This window comes from Acetobacter aceti NBRC 14818, assembly GCF_000193495.2.
Classification (GTDB): domain Bacteria; phylum Pseudomonadota; class Alphaproteobacteria; order Acetobacterales; family Acetobacteraceae; genus Acetobacter; species Acetobacter aceti.
In genome coordinates, this window is record NZ_AP023410.1 from 1 (window position 1) to 19,899 (window position 19,899).

At 59.7% G+C, this 19,899-nt stretch carries 13 protein-coding genes; 8 read left to right on the plus strand and 5 right to left on the minus strand.

The genetic code is table 11. The annotated features are described in order from the left end of the window. Positions 1–260: 260 nt before the first annotated feature. From dnaA to EMQ_RS00030, 6 genes are all read left to right on the plus strand, one after another. Complete coding sequence (gene dnaA / locus EMQ_RS00005; RefSeq protein WP_132012017.1) at positions 261–1,670, plus strand: chromosomal replication initiator protein DnaA; 1,410 nt, start codon at positions 261–263, stop codon at positions 1,668–1,670. 151 nt (positions 1,671–1,821) lie between these two features. Then, entirely contained in the window at positions 1,822–2,946 is a 1,125-nt protein-coding gene (gene dnaN / locus EMQ_RS00010; protein ID WP_010666414.1) for a DNA polymerase III subunit beta, read from the plus strand. 31 nt (positions 2,947–2,977) lie between these two features. After that, positions 2,978–4,114, plus strand: coding sequence for a DNA replication/repair protein RecF (recF, locus tag EMQ_RS00015; RefSeq protein WP_010666413.1), 1,137 nt, complete (start codon positions 2,978–2,980; stop codon positions 4,112–4,114). Positions 4,115–4,252: 138 nt separating this feature from the next. Continuing rightward, positions 4,253–6,694 (plus strand): DNA topoisomerase (ATP-hydrolyzing) subunit B, encoded by a 2,442-nt coding sequence (gene gyrB, locus EMQ_RS00020; RefSeq protein ID WP_010666412.1) that lies wholly within the window; start codon positions 4,253–4,255, stop codon positions 6,692–6,694. 70 nt (positions 6,695–6,764) lie between these two features. Next, positions 6,765–7,109 carry a hypothetical protein gene (locus EMQ_RS00025; protein WP_010666411.1) on the plus strand — a complete coding sequence of 115 codons (345 nt, stop codon included), beginning with the start codon at positions 6,765–6,767 and terminating at the stop codon, positions 7,107–7,109. Between the two features lie 138 nt (positions 7,110–7,247). Next, positions 7,248–7,910: a hypothetical protein gene (locus tag EMQ_RS00030; RefSeq protein WP_010666410.1), complete on the plus strand. Its 663-nt coding sequence runs from the start codon at positions 7,248–7,250 to the stop codon at positions 7,908–7,910. A gap of 96 nt (positions 7,911–8,006) precedes the next feature. Here EMQ_RS00030 and EMQ_RS00035 read toward each other — a convergent pair whose 3' ends face one another. From EMQ_RS00035 to EMQ_RS00055, 5 genes are all read right to left on the minus strand, one after another. After that, the gene (locus EMQ_RS00035) at positions 8,007–8,936 is read right to left on the minus strand and encodes a hemolysin family protein (protein ID WP_010666409.1); all 930 of its coding nucleotides are present in this window, start codon (positions 8,934–8,936) and stop codon (positions 8,007–8,009) included. After that, complete coding sequence (gene ybeY, locus EMQ_RS00040) at positions 8,933–9,526, minus strand: rRNA maturation RNase YbeY (RefSeq protein WP_018307679.1); 594 nt, start codon at positions 9,524–9,526, stop codon at positions 8,933–8,935. The genes EMQ_RS00035 and ybeY overlap by 4 nt, the downstream gene beginning before the upstream one ends. Continuing rightward, positions 9,507–10,586, minus strand: a complete 1,080-nt coding sequence (locus EMQ_RS00045; protein WP_018307678.1) for a PhoH family protein — start codon at positions 10,584–10,586, stop codon at positions 9,507–9,509. The genes ybeY and EMQ_RS00045 overlap by 20 nt, the downstream gene beginning before the upstream one ends. A gap of 68 nt (positions 10,587–10,654) precedes the next feature. Continuing rightward, positions 10,655–11,995, minus strand: coding sequence for a tRNA (N6-isopentenyl adenosine(37)-C2)-methylthiotransferase MiaB (gene miaB, locus EMQ_RS00050; RefSeq protein WP_231368034.1), 1,341 nt, complete (start codon positions 11,993–11,995; stop codon positions 10,655–10,657). Positions 11,996–12,305: 310 nt separating this feature from the next. Then, entirely contained in the window at positions 12,306–13,361 is a 1,056-nt protein-coding gene (locus EMQ_RS00055; RefSeq protein WP_010668398.1) for a lysophospholipid acyltransferase family protein, read from the minus strand. A 173-nt stretch (positions 13,362–13,534) separates the two neighbouring features. Between EMQ_RS00055 and EMQ_RS00060 the strand changes: the two genes are divergently transcribed. Together EMQ_RS00060 and EMQ_RS00065 are read left to right on the plus strand one after the other, a co-directional pair. Then, a complete protein-coding gene (locus EMQ_RS00060) occupies positions 13,535–15,589 on the plus strand; it encodes an autotransporter assembly complex protein TamA (protein WP_018307677.1) in 2,055 nt (684 codons plus the stop codon). Continuing rightward, positions 15,589–19,782 carry a translocation/assembly module TamB domain-containing protein gene (locus tag EMQ_RS00065; protein WP_010666706.1) on the plus strand — a complete coding sequence of 1,398 codons (4,194 nt, stop codon included), beginning with the start codon at positions 15,589–15,591 and terminating at the stop codon, positions 19,780–19,782. The genes EMQ_RS00060 and EMQ_RS00065 overlap by 1 nt, the downstream gene beginning before the upstream one ends. Positions 19,783–19,899: the final 117 nt, after the last annotated feature.

Below are 19,899 nucleotides of genomic sequence, written 5' to 3' on the forward strand. Positions count from 1 at the left end.
GAATTCAGCATGCTGCCGTTATCCGGCTGTTTTTGTCCGAAATGAACCTCGGGGGTCTTCCCTGAAGGTGTGTTTTGTCCGCAATGCGGGCGTGTCTTTATGATTTGGTCGCCGAACGTGCTGGGATGGCTTTGCAGGGCCGCTCTGATCCAGCAATGATCCGGGGAAGTGAGTGTGCAGAAACGATGCCGGTAACCCCATCCTCCGAAATGCCGTTGAGTTCAGATGAAGGTGCCGGATCGCAGTCTGCTTCAGGTGGTATGTCAGGTCTGCTCACAGAGGCGTGGGACAGGATTGCAGGCCGCATGAGAGCCGAAGTCGGGGACGTCGAATACCGGACCTGGCTTCAGCAGATTGTTCTTGGTCCTGTCGATGGTGATGAAGTCACCCTGATGCTCCCCACACGCTTTCTGCGGGATTGGGTCCGGAGCCAGTATGGTGATCGGCTGAGTGCGCTGTGGAATCAGGAAATTCCCGCCATTCGTCGCGTCGAACTTCAGGTCATGCGTCCGGGGGATGTGGTCGCCGCGCCTCCTGCGGCTGATGGGGAGGGTGGCGCGTCTGCTGCGCCTGCTGAAGTGACGCCCGCACCAGCGGCTCGCGCTGCTTCCGCCCCGAGCGATCGTGTCTCAGATACAAGATCCGATCTAGTGGCTCCGCTTGATCAGCGTTTCACGTTTGATACGTTCGTCGTCGGCAAGCCCAACGAGTTTGCCTACGCCTGCGCGCGCCGTGTCGCCGAAAAACCATCCAGCGTCGGCTTCAATCCGCTATTTCTGTATGGCGGTGTTGGTCTCGGCAAAACGCATCTCATGCACTCCATTGGTGCTGAGTTGATACGTCGGGGCGGTATCTCGGTAGCGTATATGTCGGCCGAGAAGTTCATGTACCGCTTCATCGCCGCCATCCGCTCCCAGTCGACTGTCGAGTTCAAGGACCATCTGCGTTCGGTCGATGTGCTGATGATTGATGATCTTCAGTTCCTGATCGGTAAGGATAATACGCAGGAAGAGTTCTTCCATACGTTCAATGCGCTGGTCGATGCGGGACGACAGATTGTCGTGTCAGCAGACAAGTCGCCGTCCGATCTGTCCGGTCTTGAGGATCGTCTGAGAACACGGCTCGGCTGCGGTATGGTCGCGGATATCCATGCGACGACGTTCGAGCTTCGCATCTCCATTCTGGAAGCGAAAGCCACGGCTTCGGGCGTGGTTGTGCCGGGCAAGGTTCTGGAGTTTCTTGCCCACAAGATCACCACCAATGTGCGTGAGCTTGAGGGGGCGCTGAACCGGCTGATCGCTCACGCCAATCTGTTCGGGCGTCCGATCACGCTGGAATCCACGCAGGACGTTCTGCACGATATTCTCAAGGCCCATGACCGCCGCGTGACGATCGAGGAAATCCAGCGCAAGGTCTCCGAGCACTGGAACATCCGTCTGACCGACATGTCTTCCGCCCGCCGCGCCCGGGCCGTTGCGCGTCCCCGGCAGGTCGCCATGTATTTGGCCAAGCAGTTGACCAGTCGCTCGCTGCCGGAAATCGGACGCAAATTTGGCAACCGCGATCACACGACGGTCATGCATGCTGTCTCTCGCGTGCAGGAGCTTATGGAGCGGGACACGGCGTTTGCCGAGGATGTCGAGCTTCTGCGTCGGATGCTTGAGAGCTGACGCAAGAAAACACGCTGTTCCACAAAGAAAACCGGGCTGCGACTCTTTGCCCGGGACGTGTCCCCTGCTAGATTGCCTGCCTTGATTTCCGATCTGCTTGATCAGGGTTGGAACACGGAAACAAAGTCCGCGGACAGGGGAACTGGTGTCGATGAAGTTTACGGCCGATCGCGCAACGCTGCTCAAGGCTCTTGCACATATTCAGAGCGTTGCCGAGAAGCGGAACACAATTCCCATCCTCGCCAATGTGCTGATTGACGCCAATAACGGTCATCTGAGTCTGACCGCTACAGACATGGAAATCGCGGTTGTCGAGGAAGTGCCGGCTGAAATCCATACGCCGGGCGCGGTGACGGCTCCTGCCGCCGTGCTGTATGAAATCGTTCGCAAGCTGCCGGACGGTGTTGAAGTCGAACTCAGCCATCCCGGCGGCGAGGCGCAGCTTGATCTCCGCGCCGGGCGCTACACGACGCGGATGAACGCTCTTCCGGTCGATGATTTCCCCTCCATGGTAGCCGGTGATCTTCCACACCAGTTCAAGTTGAATAGCGGTGTGCTAAAATCCCTGATCGACCGTTCCCGCTTCGCCATTTCCACGGAAGAAACCCGCTACTACCTGAACGGCATCTACATGCACGTCACAGAGGGTGAGGCAGGCGGTCTGCTGCGCGCGGTTGCTACAGACGGACACCGTCTGGCTCGTGTCGAAACCGAGGTTCCTGCCGGGGCTTCCGGCATGCCGGGCGTGATCATCCCGCGCAAGACCATTGGTGAAATCCGCAAGCTGCTGGACGAAGCGCCGGATGAGGTGGATGTCTCTGTCTCCGATACCCGCATCCAGTTCGGCGTGGGGTCCATCACCCTGACATCCAAACTGATCGATGGCACGTTCCCGGAATATCAGCGGGTGATTCCATCCGGCAACAACCGCACCCTGCGCGTCGGCAAGAAGGATTTCTCCGATGCGGTTGGGCGCGTCGCAGCCATCAGCCAGGAACGTTCGCGCCCCGTGAAGCTGGTTCTCTCGCGTGATCTGCTCATCCTTTCCGCCACGAGCGCCGATCAGGGCACAGCGAAGGAAGAGCTGGACGACACGCGCGTCACCTATGACGGTGACGACATGGAGATCGGGTTTCAGGCTCGCTATCTGAACGACATCACTGATCAGGTAAGCAAGGATGTGGAGTTCGTCTTTGCCGACAGTTCGGCTCCGACCATCGTGCGTGACGTGGACAGCCCTTCGGCGCTTTACGTCCTGATGCCCATGCGGGTCTGATCTGGGCCATTCTTTCTGACCGGTCGCAGCCATGACGTCTCTTGATCGTCTCGTTCTGGCCGGTTTCCGCAATTATCGAAGGTTTGTGTGGGAGCCGGAGTGCTCGCCGGTTGTGATCACCGGTGAGAACGGCAGCGGCAAGACCAATCTTCTGGAAGCATTGTCGCTGCTGGTTCCGGGCCGAGGCCTTCGCGGGGCCAGAAATGCGGATCTTCCTTTGCGGGAAGCTTCCGGCGAGCCCGCTCTAACAGGTTGGGGCGTTACCGCCCGTTTTTCTGACAATACAAGCGATTTCGAGGTCTCCACTGGCATGGAGGCCGGACAGTCGGGTGCGCGCAAGTTTCTACTCGATGGTTCGCAGATGCGCGCGCGAGATATTGCGGCGGCCAATCTGTCCGCTGTCTGGCTGACCCCGCAAATGGATCGGCTGTTTGGCGAGAGCGCGAGCGGACGTCGCCGCTTTCTGGATCGCCTCGTCGTGGCGATGGTGCCGCAGCACGCGCCCGAACTGGCCGCCTGCGAACGGGCGACAGCGCAGCGGAATCGTTTTCTCTCCGAAGGACGGACGGATGATGTCTGGCTGTCAGGGATCGAGGACGCCATGGCGCGACATGGCGTGGCCGTTGTCGCGGCAAGACGGGAGATGGTTTCACGCCTGAACGTCATGGGCGCAGATCCGCAGGGAGCCTTTCCTTCCGCGCATCTTTCCTTACTTTGCCCCATTGCTGATCGGCTCGATAATGAGCCGGCGCTTGCGGTTGAAGACTGGTTGCGGAGCGTTCTGTGGGAAGGGCGCACAGCAGACCGGCAACGTGGCCATGCGATTGTCGGAGCGCATCGCACCGATTTTACGCTTCGGGATCTGGAGACAGGACGGCAGGCGGCGGAGGCCAGTACGGGACAGCAGAAAGCTCTGCTGATCGACATCATTCTGGCGCATGCCCGCCTGATGGGGGAGGGCGCCGGAACCGCGCCGATGCTTTTACTCGATGAACCTCTGGTGCATCTCGATCAGCGGCGTCGGAAAGCCCTGCTTGAGACGTTGCTCGATTTTCAGACGCCGGTTTTGCTGACAGGGACCGATCGCTCTCCCTTTGCGCCACTGACCGATAAGGCCAGTTTCGTCACGCTACAGGACGGCCAGATTGTCGCAGCGCGCACTGACTGAAAAATACGCCGGGAAAAGGCGGAAAAACCTTAGAAGAAGACGTGCATAGGCGTCTCATATGCTGGTCGTGAACGCGAGAAGAGGCTATAAACATCCTCCGCTGCACCCTATGCGAACGACCGGAGTACTCATCCCGTTATGACCGAAACTTCCAGTTCTGTTTCTTCCGCCGAAAATGACGACTACGGCGCGTCCTCCATTTCGGTGCTCAAGGGACTGGACGCAGTACGCAAACGTCCGGGCATGTATATCGGTGATACGGATGACGGGTCCGGTCTGCACCATATGGCCTTCGAAATTATTGATAACGCCGTTGACGAGGCGCAGGCGGGGTTCGCCACACACTGCGAACTGATCCTGAACGCCGATGGCAGCGTGACTGTGCGCGATAACGGTCGCGGTATTCCGACCGACATGCATGAGGAAGAAGGGATCAGCGCGGCGGAAGTCGTTCTGACCAAGCTTCATGCAGGCGGCAAATTCAACCAGAATTCCTACAAGGTCTCTGGCGGTCTGCATGGCGTCGGCGCCGCTGTGGTGAACGCCCTTTCCGAGTGGATGGAAGTGCGTATCTGGCGGCAGGGACTGGAGCATGTGATCCGCTTCGCCCACGGTGAGCGTATCGAGCCGCTCACGGTCGTTGGGCCGTCGGACGAGGAGCGGGGTACTCAGGTCACGTTCAAGCCAAGTGCTGCGACATTTGCCAAGACAATCTTTGAGTTTCCTGTGCTGGAGCGCCGTCTCCGTGAGCTGGCATTCCTGAATTCCGGCTTGAAAATTACTCTGCGCGATGAACGCACCGAGCCGTTCAGGGAAGAAGTCTTTCATTATGATGGCGGCCTGATCGCGTTCGTGGAGTGGCTCGATCGCGCCCGCACGCCAATCATTGTTCCGCCCATTTCGGGCAGTCTTGAAAACCCGGAAAACGGCATCAAGGTCGAGTTCGCCCTGACCTGGAACGACAGCTATCATGAAACGATGCTGTGCTTCACGAACAACATCCCGCAGCGGGATGGTGGCTCGCATCTGGCCGGTTTCCGGCAGGCGCTGACGCGCATCGTGGGCAAATACGCGGAAAGCATTGCAAAGAAAGATTCGGCTTCGCTGGTAGGCGAGGATATGCGCGAAGGTCTGACCGCCGTGCTGTCGGTCAAAGTGCCTGACCCGAAATTCTCTTCGCAGACCAAGGACAAGCTGGTTTCATCAGAAGTGCAGCCGGTCGTGCATACGGCTGCGGCCGACATGATCGGCCACTGGTTCGAGACGCATCCGAAAGAAGCGAAGCTGGTCGTCGCCAAGGTGCTCGATGCCGCTTCCGCACGTGAGGCTGCCCGTCGTGCCCGTGAACTGACCCGCCGCAAGGGCGTGCTGGATATTTCCTCGCTGCCGGGAAAGCTGGCTGACTGTCAGGAACGTGACGCTTCCAAGGCCGAAGTTTTCATCGTTGAGGGTGACTCCGCTGGCGGAACTGCCAAGCAGGGACGTGATCGTCGTTTTCAGGCCATTCTGCCGCTCAAGGGCAAGATCCTGAACGTCGAGCGTGCACGCTTTGACCGTATGCTCGGTTCTGCGGAAATCGGCACATTGATCACGGCGCTTGGCACGGGCATCGGGCGCGGTGAGGCGGATCAGGGTGGCTTTGATATCAGCAAGCTCCGTTATCATCGCATCGTCATCATGACTGACGCTGACGTTGACGGCTCTCATATCCGCACGCTGCTGCTAACCTTCTTCTTCCGCCAGATGCCGGAGTTGATTGAGAAGGGCTATCTCTACATCGCGCAGCCGCCGCTCTATCGCGCCAAGCGTGGTAATGAAGAGCGCTACCTCAAGGATGATGCAGCACTTGAGCAGTATCTGCTCGACAAGGCGCTGGGAAATGCTGCGTTGACGCTGGGGGCGGGTCGCGTTCTGGAAGGCGAGGATCTGCTCGCAGAGATCAACTTCATGCGGGATGCGTCTCGTGTCATCGGACGTCTGTCGTCGCGTATCCCGCTCTGGGTCATTGAACAGGCTGCTATTGCCGGAATCTTCAATACGGATCGCGATGCAGCTCTGGCGCAGGTTCCGGAATTGCAGCGACGTCTGGACGCCGCTTCCCGTGAATCCGAGCGTGGCTGGAAGATTTCGCTCAACGATTCCGGTCTGGAAATGGGCCGCAGCGTGCGCGGTATCGGCGAGACCTATCGCATGGAAGCCTCCACGCTGGCCGGGAATGACGCCCGCTGGCTCGCCGCCAATCTGGAGCGGTTCTTGCGTGATTATTCCAACGGTATTCATCTCAGACTGGATGCTGGCACGGAAGTCACCGTCGCCGGACCAGCAGAGGCGTTTGCCCGTCTGCTGGCGCAGGGACGCAAGGGGCTGGCGATCAACCGCTTCAAAGGCCTCGGCGAGATGAACGACGAGCAGCTTTGGGACACCACGCTCGACCCGGCGACCCGCACCCTGCTTCAGGTCCGTGTCGAGGACATGGAAGAGGCTGGCGCGGTCTTCTCGACGCTGATGGGTGATGTGGTTGAGCCGCGTCGTGACTTCATTGTCGGCAACGCCCTCAAGGTCGCCAATCTCGACGTCTGAGCCTGATGAAAGGTGTTGCTGTGGCCGGGGATGAACCGTGATCGTTCAGGATCATCCCTGGTTCTGCGATATGCCGGAAAGCCTGCGTTATATGAGGGGTGAGGATCTGCCTCGCCCCTTCATTGAAAAAGGCATCGTATTCATCCTGCCTGACAGGATGAAGCATTTTCGGAAGAACCTTTATCATGTGCGTCGGCGGGACGTTGAGGATTCCGCCACCTATGCGCCTCTGTTCAGGGCCAAATGTATTCTGGAAAGCGAGCCTCGTCCGGAAGACATGCAGGGACCGTTTGACGTCTATCCGTTTTATACGAAAGTTGCGCGCAACCGACGCCATTACCTCGATTACTACATGCTGTTCCTGTTCGACGGGCAGCCGGATTTTGCGCGGTTTAAAGAGCTTGCCGGAGAATGAATGGCTCCTCTCACCTTGTGAGTGATTGACCAGCCGGAAGCCGAAGGTTAGGCAGAAACAGGTTTTTGTCGCCTCGCAGTCAAAAGGCAGCGGGGTTTCTCCTGTGGCCTGACAGGGATATTTCCGCGAGTCAAACCGATGAAATCTTATATTCCCGTTGTTCTGACCGTCTTTCTGGCCGGATGTTCCTATACCATTGACCCGCTGAAGAATTATTGTGCCGATCCGGCAGTGGATCAGTCAATCGTCGCGGTTGCCAACGCGCCGACGGTAATGCCCGATGTGGTGACCAGCAAACCTGCAAGCCCGGCGACGGCTTTCACGGATGGCAAAATAAAAGGCCATCTTTTCGGCTCCCACTATCAGGTCCTGGCATGCCACGGCACGCTCGTTCGAGCCGATGGCAGCAAAGAGCCAGGTATCGCTGTGACGCGTTTCCACGGTGGACCTATCGGCTGGCGCGACCTGTGGCTCCAGCCATCTTCACCGGATACGCTCAGAATCTGGGCCTCAGACGCTGATATCGCTGCCTACAAGCAAAAGCAGATTGCCAACAAGCTCGCTCATACGCCTGCTCCCTGCATGCCGTATGCAGAAGATCTGTTTCAGGGAACGAAGCAGACGGGACTTGCTTCCGACCAGCTGCGCAGCACGCTTTACAGCTGCCTTACCAGTCATGGCGTAAAACCAGCGGTAGCGCCCAGCGGCGTTGATCATGTTTATTCCGAAGGGTATCCGGAATTTTTCGTGCCGTATTATCTTGAGCCCGAAGCAGAAATCAGCGGCTATCTCCTCTATTGAGGAAGTCTGAAGGTCTCCACTTTCGGGAAAGGCAATCTCGCGCAGACGGATGGAAGTCTCGTTATGAAGCTTCCATCTTTCTATCTTATTGGCACGTCAGCTTTCGCTGTTCTCCGCTCCCGTGCCGGCAGGCGGTGCCTGAATTTCTGTTGGTTTTCTGACACGAACCTTGCGGATATGACGGGCGTCCGCATCCAGAATGCGGAAAACAAAGCCGCTTTCATGGTTCAGGACTTCACCGCGTGTCGGGACATGACCCGCAAGCCGGAAGACCAGACCGCCAATGGTCTCGATCTCCGCTTCCCGCTCTGAGTCTGTCAGGATCGGGCCGATCTGTTCCTCGAACGTCTCTACCGGGCAGCGGGCGTCCACGTCGAAGGAGCCGTCGGGGCGTTCGACAATCAGTGCGACTGAGGGTTCATCGTGCTCATCCGAAATATCTCCGACAATCGTCTCCACCAGATCTTCGATGGTGACGACGCCGTCGATACCGCCATATTCGTCGATCACAAGCGCCAGATGGACCTGTCGTTGTCGCATCATCAGCAGCAGATCGAGCACCGGCATCTGCGGCGCGATCATCAGAGGCTGGCGCAGCAGCGTTTCCAGATTGAACGCCTCGCTCGTGCCGACATAGGCAATCAGATCCTTCACATGGATCATGCCGACTATATCGTCGAGCTGCCCGCGATAGACCGGCATGCGCGAGTGGTTCTCGCGCCGCATCATCGCCAGTGCATCGTCGAGGCTGATATCGGCGGGCATCGCCACAATGTCCGCACGCGGCACCATCACGTCATCCGCGCTGGTTTCACGCAGACGCAGCACATTGGCGATCAGTGCTCTTTCCTGACGGTCCAGCTCAGGGGCTTTATCACCACCTTCCCCAGCGTCCGCCGCTTCCTGCACCAGTGCAGCAATGGAATGGCGGACTCCCTGATCTTTTTTGCGACTGAAAAAAGAAAACAGGCCTTTACGGGTTTTCTGCGACCCGTTTGCACCGTTTGAATGGTCTGTGTCGCTCATGTCCGGGACTTCCACGGGTTGGGAAGACCCATCATTGCCAGGACACGGGCTTCTTCCATCTCCATGCGTCGTGCATCGCCAGCTTCATGATGATCATGGCCGCTGAGATGAAGAATGCCGTGCGCAATCAGGTGCGCCAGATGATGCGCAACAGGTTTTCTCGCAGTCAGGGCCTCCCTGCACACAACACCCAGAGCAAGGATGATTTCGCCACCGGGATAACCGGGCGGCGGCTCGAATGTCAGGACATTGGTCGGTTTGTTACGACCGCGATGACGCGCATTGAGCTTTTTCACGACCCTGTCCGAGGACAGGACGATCGTTTCCGGAAGCACAAGGGCCACTCCGGAAAAGCGACGCTCCATCCAGACAAGACTGGCGTCGCTGGCGCGTCGGACCAGTCGCTCGACATGAGGGACGACAGCGCGCCACCCCGTGTCTTCGACAATGATCTCGGGACCATTGTCACCTGTTCCGGTGTCATCCTCCCACTGTGTGGGAGGGAAGGGGAAGAGCCCAGCCCCGTAAGGGGAGGGCTCGCCGTCTGCCGCGCTCTGAAGAGCGCAGCTGTCAGTACTTGGCGGTTCCATTGTGCTCCCGGCGGAATCTCTGGTTGCGGGAGGTCTCCCGTTCCACCGTCTTCTTGTCATCATACGCATCAACAATGCGCGCTACCAGTCTGTGCCGCACAACGTCTCTCGCGTCAAAGCGATTGATGGCGATGCCTTGTACGCCTTCCAGCGTATCGAGCGCGTCCTGCAGACCGGAAGTCGTGCCGGACGGCAGATCGACCTGACTGAGATCACCTGTGACGACCATACGTGTTCCATTGCCCATGCGGGTCAGGAACATCTTCATCTGCGCAGGGGTCGTGTTCTGCGCTTCATCGAGAATCACATAGGCATGAGCCAATGTGCGACCACGCATGAAGGCGAGAGGCGCGACTTCGATATCGCCAGTCGCCATGCGCCGGGTGACCTGATCACCGGGCATCATATCATGCAGCGCGTCGTAGAGCGGGCGCAGATAGGGGTCGATCTTTTCCTTCAGGTCGCCGGGCAGGAAGCCCAGCCGTTCGCCCGCTTCAACAGCAGGCCGCGACAGAATGATCCGATCGACCTGGCCTGATTGCAGCATCGCGACAGCCTGAGCCACCGCGAGATAGGTCTTGCCGGTTCCGGCTGGGCCGACGCCGAACACCATCTCATTGCGGGCCAGCATCTCCATATAGGCGGCCTGACCCGGAGAACGTGGCTCGATAGCCCCCCGACGGGTCCGAATGGCTGGAAGATCATTGATCATCAACCGTGGGCCGTTGTTCGGCTTCGTCTCGACTTCGGTGGCCGCTTCCGGCGTCTGACCGGGCACCTGATCCCGCAGGGCGGCATGAATGTCGGAAAGACGGATGGCGGCGTCGATCTCATCCGTGTTGATCGGCGTGCCACGCTCCAGCTTGCGATAGAGAGTCGTCAGCGCGGAGTGAGCAAGCGCCGTGCGGCCCGGTTCCCCGACAATCGCAATCCGGTTGCCCTTGCAGGCAATGCGCACTCCCAGAGCTTCCGCCATGTGACGCAGATGTCGGTCATGGTCGCCGACCAGTTGCGCCAGAAGGGCGTTATCTCCGAACTGCAGGGTTGTCGTTCGCGACATGTCCCGCGCTGGAGAGGAAGAGGAGCCCTTGTGACGGGGCTGGGAGGTTCCGGGTGCGATGGGCTGGGTCAAGCGGGCATACACTCCTCGACAAGCGTTCCGACCAGCGAATTGCTGCGTCGTTCTGTGATCAGGACAGGAACAGTCCTGCCGACCAGATCATCCGGTCCATCGACATGAACCGGCTGAAGCCAAGGGGACCGACCGACCATCTGGCCCGGTTTGCGGCCCCGACCTGTGAACAGCACCGGCGCGACAACATCCACAACAGCGTCGTTGAAGGAATCCTGTTGATCGCGCAGCAGTGCCTGCAATGCTTGAAGACGCTCGTCCTTGACGGCCTCCGCTACCTGCAACGGAGCACCCGCCGCCGGAGTTCCCGGTCGGATCGAGTATTTGAACGAGTAGGCCAGCGCGAACCCGACATCGCGGATCAGCTGCATGGTCGCCTCGAAATCCTCATCGGTTTCACCCGGATGCCCGACGATGAAATCGGAGGACAGGGCCAGATCCGGGCGCACGGCCCGCAGACGATCCACAAGATGGCGATACTCGTCCGCCGTATGGCCCCGGTTCATCGCCTTGAGGATCTTGTCCGAACCCGCCTGCACAGGCAGATGCAGGAAGGGCATCAGCGCAGGCAGATCACGGTGCGCCATGATCAGGTCATCGCCCATGTCGCGCGGGTGGGAGGTCATGTAGCGGATGCGCTCCAGCCCCGGAATTTCCGCCAGCGCGTAAGCCAGTTGGGCAAGGCTCCATGTCCCGCCGTCCGGACCTTCGCCGTGATAGGCGTTGACGTTCTGTCCGAGCAGGGTCAGTTCGCGCACGCCGCTTGCGACCATGCGACGGGCTTCCGCCAGCACGGAGGCGACGGGACGGCTGGCTTCAGCGCCACGGGTGTAAGGCACCACGCAGAACGAGCAAAACTTGTCGCAGCCTTCCTGCACCGTGAGGAAAGCGGTCACATTGCCCGCGGTCTGCGGCGCTTCACTGTCGGGCAGAAAGTCGAACTTCTGCTCGGCAGGGAAATCCGTATCGATCACGGACCCACCGGCGCGAGCGGCGCGGGCCACCATCTCCGGCAGGCGGTGATAGGTCTGTGGGCCGAGCACGATGTCCACATAGGGCGCACGCTTGAGGATCTGCTCACCTTCCGCCTGCGCAACGCATCCTGCCACGGCCAGAACGGTCTGGCGACCTTCGGTGCTCCGTTCCTCCTTGATGTGACGCAGCCGTCCCAGTTCGGAAAACACCTTCTCGGCGGCGCGGTCACGGATGTGGCAGGTGTTGAGAATGATCATGTCCGCCTGCGCGGGATCATCCACCGGCGCATAGCCGAGCGGGCGCAGGACATCCGTCATGCGGGCGCTGTCATACACGTTCATCTGGCAGCCCCATGTGATCATGTGCAGACCACGGGTGTTGGGGCGGGCCTCCGACGCGCTGGCGCTATGGAGTGTGGTGGGGAGATCAGTCGTCACAGTTCAGGCTCGTTCCGGCACGCCGCCGGACCATTCCGTGCGACAGAGGGGAGGAATCCTGATTGCGGGCGTCCGGGTCAAGGGCAGAAACTCACGACGCCGGAGCCAAAGGACGAAGAAGCAGAAGAAGTGCGAAAGGCAATCAAGCCATGAACCTCTCTTCACGCTGGGGTTGCGACCAATGTGACTTGGTCAGACCTTCAGTCTCCATCAGGCGAAAGATACAAAGGATTTGTCAAGGAAACCTTTTGTTTTCACGGTTCCGTGATGAATTGGCTGGTCCTTTGAGCCGCACCTGCCATTCCGGCGGATCGGGCTCGTCATTCTGGCGGAGACGGGCGGCACCGTTTGTGACGGCACGCCATGTGGCCTGCGCCAGAGCCTTCCGACTCGGAAAATCCTCGGGATCGAGAGGTGGGTGCAGCAGCACGGTAGCCCGCATGGATTTCCGCTTCACCAGCTGCCAGACGTGGGGACCAAGATCCATGTCGCCATACCAGGAAAATACGGTGCGACGGGCCTTGCCGATGCGAAACCCGTCGAGTCTGTCATAGACAAGCGAGACGGGCTGGATCAGGGGCGTCATGCCGGGCGGAAAATCCGGTAGCATCTGGGTTGCTTCCGGCTCCCGCAGGCGTGGCGGCTTCGCTATGGCAAAAAAAGCCGACATGAATGGAAGAACGCGCGAGCCATCGGAGGACGTGCCTTCCGGAAACAGCACGAGATTGTCGCCATTGGCGAGACGGGACGTCATCTCATCGCGCTCACGGCCAGTCGTATTGCGCTGGCGGCTGACGAAAATGGTGCGACCGATCTTTGAGATCAGTCCCATGATCGGCCAATGTTCGATATCGCCCTTGGCCACGAAAACGGAGGGCAGAACTGTGCCGAGAACCGGCACGTCGATCCAGCTCGAATGGTTGGAGATGTAGATGATCGGCCGCTCACCGCGTGCCCGCGATTTCGGTCCCGTGACACCGCCCGCCCGACGTCCGATGACGTTGATCTTCAGGGACAGCAGACGGCACAGCACGCCCCAGATCACCCGCGTCCAGCGGATTTTTGTATTGCCGGGCACGAGCAGTAGCACTGCTTCGAACCCGACGGAGAGCGGAACCCATACCGTAATGGCAAGGAGTCTGCTTACGCCGCGGATGCATGGAAAAAGGCTGTGCTTCGCCTGTTCCCGCTCTTTTGCATCGATTCGGTCCAGTTCGGCTGGGTCGGCCCGGAACGGAGAACCACGTCTTTTCAGAGGTGCGGAAGTGGAAGGCTTAGCAAAAGCGCGCATATGCCTCTCCGTCCAGGAGGGGAAGAAGGAGTACTGGGTGCATCCCTCTCCATACCCTCAAATCACGATTTTCGACAACGGACGACAGGCGGACCAAAAAAACGACATAGATCATTATAAAAAGAGTCGGACTCACCTCGTCGTTCAGGAAAATTCTTGTCATTAAGGGTTTGATGTCCGCCTTCGCAGTCTCCCCGCAAGTCTCCCGTGCACATAAGAAGATGTGCGATCAGGGGGAGCCCAGCGCCGCACGCTGCCGCCAGCCGCGTGTTGACAGGTCATGGTGGAAAGTCGCGTCTGCTTTCGTGGTTCTTCTGAGCGCAGCGCAACCCACCCTTGCTGCCAGTGGAGACAGTAAGAAGCAGAAGGAAAAGACGCCGGAGCCGATAGGGCCGACGGTGTCCTATACGACAAAGATCGAACCGACGGGCAATGCGGATGTCGACGCTGTCATGACGTCCTCATCCGATCTGTTGAGTCTCCAGAAAACGCGGGCAGTGGGTCCGTTTGCTCTCGCCGGGCGAATCAGAAACGAATACAGCCGCCTGAACACGGCGCTGGAGAGTTTCGGCTTTTATGACGGCGAGATCACCATCACGGTGGACCGTCCGAAGAACGCTCAGGTCCCGCCTCAGATGTCGATGGACGGACAGGATATTGGTCTGCCGCTGTGGCTGGCGTCCATGCCGTCGGGACAGGTGCTCTTCATCAAGGTCACGGCAAAGACCGGGCCACTCTACCATGTCGGTTCCGTAAAACTCGTCGAGCCAGACACCAAAAAACCGGTCACTCTTACTGAAAGCCAGCAGAAGGCGTTCGGGATGAAGACGGGAGCGCCTGCGGTTGCGAGCGATGTCCTGCAGGCCGCCAATCAGCTGAACGATACGCTCAAGGAAGAAGGCCATCCTCTGGCCAAGGTCGATGTGCCGACCGCCTGGCTTCAGCCGACCTCAAGAACGCTCGACCTGATGTATCCTGTCACCATCGGACCAAAAGCCGATATCGGAAAGATCACGCTGAACGGGCTGGATTACACCAATCCCAGATTTGTCCGCAGACGTCTCACGATTGCGCCGGGACAGCTCTACCAGCCTTCCAGAATTGAGGATTCCCGGCAGGATCTGGCCTCTCTCGGGATCTTTTCGACTGTGGGTGTGAAGGATGCGCCCAAACTTGCACCCGATGGCAGCATGCCGCTGGCTTTCAGTTTCAAGGAAGCCAAGCGTCACACGGTTGGAGCCGAAGCCGGCTATTCGACCGACCTTGGTGGCCGCGTCGGTGCGTCGTGGACGCATCACAACCTGTTTGGTAACGCCGAACGGCTGAAGCTCACGGCTCTGGTCACGGGCGTCGGTGGCACGGCCCAGCAGGGGTTCGGCTATGATGTGTATGCTGACCTCTTCAAGCCGGATTTCCCCGGTCGTCGTCAGAACGCCAGTTTCAGGGTCGAAGGCATCCGGCAGCTTTTCTATTCCTACCGCCAGACAGCCATCATTCTGAGGGGCGGTATCGTCCGCCAGATCAGCAAGCGCTGGAATGTGTCCTATGGACTGGCGGCAGAGCAGGAAAAGATCGAGCAGTTTGGCGTCACCCGTGACTATTCTCTTATCTTTGCGCCTCTCAGCGCCAACTATGACAATACCGATCTGCCTTCGCCTCTTGATCCGGCAACCCACGGCATGCGCGTCTCCCTAAGCGTGACACCCTCGGCGTCCTTCAACCACGGCACCAGCTTCTTCGCCCTGCTTCAGGCCAACGCCTCGACCTATTTCGATCTTGCAAGGCTGGGGCTGACACAACCGGGCCGAAGTGTGTTCGCGTTCAGGGGAATTGTCGGCAGCGTGCAAGGGGCGTCCACATACGACATTCCACCCGATCAGCGGCTCTATGGCGGTGGCACGGCGACCATCCGCGGTTTCCGGTATCAGGGCGTCGGACCACAGTTTCCCAATTCCAAATATGCGATCGGCGGCACATCGCTGGATGCCGGAACAGTCGAGTTCCGTCAGCGGTTTTTCAAGAGCTGGGGTGCAGCGGCTTTCATGGACGCGGGACAGGTGGGGTCGAGCAGCGCGCCCTTTACCGGCAAGGTGCGCGTCGGTGCGGGTGCGGGAGCGCGGTATTTCACACCCATCGGCCCCGTGCGTCTCGATATCGCTGTGCCGCTTAACCGCCAGCCACGCGGCGACAAGTGGGAACTCTATATCGGTCTCGGAGAAACCTTCTGATGTCCGATACGACACCTGATGCTCCCCCTAAGCCGCGTCGTTCCCTTGGTCGCCGTATTGCCAGAGGAAGCGGGATTGCCGCCGCCTCGGTCGCAGGGCTCGCCGTGCTGGTCGTCGGTGTTGTGCTTGTCGGTGCGAATATTGATCCGGGACGTCACTTCATTGAACGGGAAGCGGCCTCGCTGACGGGTAATACCGTTGTTGTGACGGGCCTGAGCGGACGCTTTCCAGACGCCCTGAAAATCGCGCATATCGAGTTGCGGGATACAAAAGGCGTCTGGCTCACCATCGAGAATCTGCGTCTCGACTGGTCGCCGCTCCGCATGGTCGGCCGCACGGTGCATGTTGATCTGCTCAGCTGCGACCGGCTGGCCCTGCCGCGTCTGCCGGTCAGTGACAGCTCCAAACCGGCGACGCCCTCCAGCGGTCCTACAAAGACCGGTCTCGGGATCGACATCAGGGCGGTGGACGCCAAACGGATCGAGATTGGCGCCCCCGTCGCTGGACTGTCGGCAGCCTTCTCCCTGCAGGGTCATGCCGCCGCCCCGGAACTGGATGCGCTGATCAACGGACTGTCCCTCAAGGATCTTCCGAAGGCCGATATTCTGGTTGATCTGAAACGCCTCGATGCAGACGGGGCATTGAAGGTTGCGGCCAAAACCCAGTCACGGGCCCTGACGCTCGACCTGACCGCGCAGGACGGCAAGGACGGCATCGTTGCGGGGCTGAGCAAGATGCCGGAGGTCACGCCCGTTTCCCTGACCCTGCATCTGGCCGGCCCCACGGAGGCCGCCGCCCTCGATTTCGGCGCGCAGGCGGGAAGCATCACCAGCACGGTGAAGGGCAAGCTCAACCTCGTCGCCAATACGGCTGATGTTGCCGCCGCTCTCAATGCGCCCGCCATGTCGCTCAGCAATAGCATCGGCTGGCAGTCCATCGCCCTCGCTGCAAAATTGAGTGGTCCCTATACCGCGCCCGCCGGAACCGGAACGCTGTCCGTGAAGCAGCTTGCGGCAGGTGACGCGCAGGTCGGGGCGCTTGATGTGAATTTCGACGGGATGGGGCAGGGCGAGACGCTCGATCAGCTGCATCTGCATGCGACGGCGTCCGGACTGCGCATTCCCGGCAGTTCTCCGACCTTGCTGGCCAGCGCGCCCTTGCAGCTGGACGCCAGATACGCTCCCAACAATCCGACAGCGCCGGTTATGCTGGCGTTGACGCACCCACTGCTTCAGCTCAACGCACAGTCCGACACGAAGCCCGCCATCAAGGGCAATGCGACCCTGAATCTGCCTGATCTCGCTCCTCTCGCGGCAGTGGGTGGGCAGAAGCTGGAAGGTCATGCCGACCTTGCCGCCAACTTCGCGTTACCGGAAGCCTCCGGTGACACCACGACAGTTGCTCTGACCGGTAATATTGCCGCCCTCAAAGGGCTGGAACAGGCGGTCGGTCTGATCGGCCCGACCGGCAAGCTGGCGGCTCACGCGACCCTCACCAAAAAGGATGACGGACAGACCGTTCATCTCGATACGTTCACTCTCGATGGACGCACGCTGCATCTCACGGCGAACGCCACAGCGAACACAAAGGACAGCAAGACCACGCTGGATGCCGCGCAGGCCAGCCTGTCGCTGACAGATCTGTCAGCAGCGGCAAAGATGCTGCGTGGCACAGCGAAACTTGATCTCGACGCCTCCGGTCCAACGGATGATCTTTCAGCAAAGGCGCATCTCGCCAGCGATTTCGGCACGGCCACGATGCCGCGTGGACCGATCACGCTCGACCTTGACGCCGACCACCTGCCTTCCGCGCCAACAGCGCATCTGACGGCGGGAGGAACGCTCGATAAAGCGCCTCTGAAAGCGGACCTTTCCGCAACGCAGGACAAGGACGGCAATCGCACTCTGAAAATCACCAAGCTGGACTGGAACAGCGTGCATGGAGATGGCGCGCTGGAACTGCCCTCCAAACGCAAGATCCCGCTCGGCACGTTTGATCTGAAAGTCGCCAGACTGGCAGATCTGAAGAACCTGATCGGCCAACCTGTCAGCGGCACCCTTGCGGCCTCGCTGAAAAGCACGGCGGCGACTGACAACAGCCCGCTGAAAGCTGCGATCAACGTCACCGGCGATGTGGCGATGTCCCCTTACCGTATCGGAGCGCTGAAGCTGACCGGGTTCGTCAATGATCCCGAAGGCTCGCCCAGCGCGGACCTGTCCCTGCAACTCGACAAGGTTGCAGCGCCCTCCATTGCAGGTGGCCTGCGGGCGACGGTCAAGGGACCGCAAAACGCGATTGCTGTTGATGCAAACGGAAAGTTCTCTGAGCTGTATGGTGCTCCGGCCGCCCTTGATCTGGCGGCTGTGGCCAATCTTCCGGAACAGAGCGTGCGCGTCAGCCGTCTGACGGCGAACGCCAAGGGCGAATCCCTAAAACTTGAAGCGCCTGTCAAGGTTTCTTACGGCAAGACATTGGGTGTTGACCGCCTTCGCGCCACGGTCGCGCCTCCGGGCGTGGCTCCGGCCAGCATCGATATTGCCGGCACAGCCAAACCCGCGCTGAATCTGACAGCAACAATCAGGAACGTGACACCTGCGTTGGCCAAGCCTTTCGCGCCAATGCTGCACGCAACCGGCACCCTGTCCGCCGACGCCAAGGTGACGGGAACGCTCGGGGCTCCCCGCGGCTCTGTGCGTCTCGACGGGCATGGTCTGCGGATGCTGTCAGGTGACGCGGCTTCGCTGCCGCCTGCTGAAATCGCGGCAACAGCCGATCTGGCAGGCGCGACCGCACGCCTGAACGCCCATGCCAGCGCCGGTCCGAAGGTCAATCTGTCAGCGGACGGTACCGTGCCGACATCCAGCACCGGGCCGATTAATCTGCACACGCGCGGCAATCTGGATCTGTCCCTCGCCAACGCCATGCTGGGCGCAAGCGGACGGCAGGCGCTGGGGATGGTCAATTTCGACATGACCGTAGGTGGCACCGCTGCCCATCCGGCAGCGCGTGGTTCACTGACGTTGCACAAGGGCGATATTCAGGACTTCTCGCAGGGGCTGCATCTTTCGGATATCGAAGCTAATGTGCTTGCTGAGAATGATCGATTGGTCATCCAGTCCTTCACCGCGCAGGCAGGCAAGGGCACGATGGCCCTGAACGGCACGGTTGGCGTGTTCGCGCCCGGTATGCCGGTCGATCTGCATCTCACCGCGAACAAAGCACAGCCGATTGCCAGTGATCTCCTGACGGCCCTCATGGATGCCGACATTAACGTCAAGGGGCAGGCCGACACGCGCATCGACGTTGTGGGAAACGTCAAGTTGCCGCATGTAGAAATCAATATTCCCAACTCCATGCCGAGTTCGGTCGCCACGCTGAACGTGATCCGTCCCGGCGACAAGCCACCGGAGACCGACAAGAAAGCCACGGAACGCGTTATCGGTCTGGACCTGAAACTGAATTCGCCGGGTGAGTTCTTTGTGCGTGGTCACGGTCTGGATGCGGAAATGGCCGGACTGCTCAGCGTGAAGGGAACGGCGGCGCAGCCGATTGTGGAAGGCGGCTTCAACATGAAGCGCGGCCTGTTCAGTCTTGGTGGTATTACGCTGAACTTTACAAAAGGTCGTGTTGGGTTTGACGGCACGGGCGTGACTCACAAACTCGACCCGACGCTGGACTTTGTCGCGGAGCGTAGTGTCAGCGGCCAGACGGCCATGCTGAAGGTAGGCGGTTACGCCAGCGATCCGAAGATCACCTTTGAATCCATTCCGTCCCTGCCACAGGATCAGATTCTGGCGATGCTTCTGTTCGGAACGGACTCGCATTCGCTGTCCACCACGCAGATGGCCGAACTTGGCGCGGCTCTGGCGACCATCGCGGGCGGCGCTGGCTTTGACCCACTCGGAACCGTCCGCAAAACCCTCGGTCTGGATCGTCTCGCCATCGGTGGCGGTTCAGGCGTCGGCAATGGCGGCGCCAGTGTCGAGGCAGGCAAGTATGTAATGAAAGGCGTCTATGTCGGCGCCAAGCAGGCGACCTCCGGCAGCGGCACGCAGGCGCAGGTGCAGGTCGATCTGACCAAGCACCTGAAACTCAATACAACAGTCGGCACAGGCGGAAACGTGACGGGCTTTACGACGCCAGAGAATGATCCGGGGAGTAGTGTGGGGGTGTTGTGGCAGTATCGGTATTGAGGAGGATGTCTGCTTTGCGGGGTGAGCGGAATGTCTGCTTCAACAACGAACGTCCAATGCGTCGCCGAAATATTGGACAAAATTCCTGGATGATTTATTGCTGGACAGCGAACCATA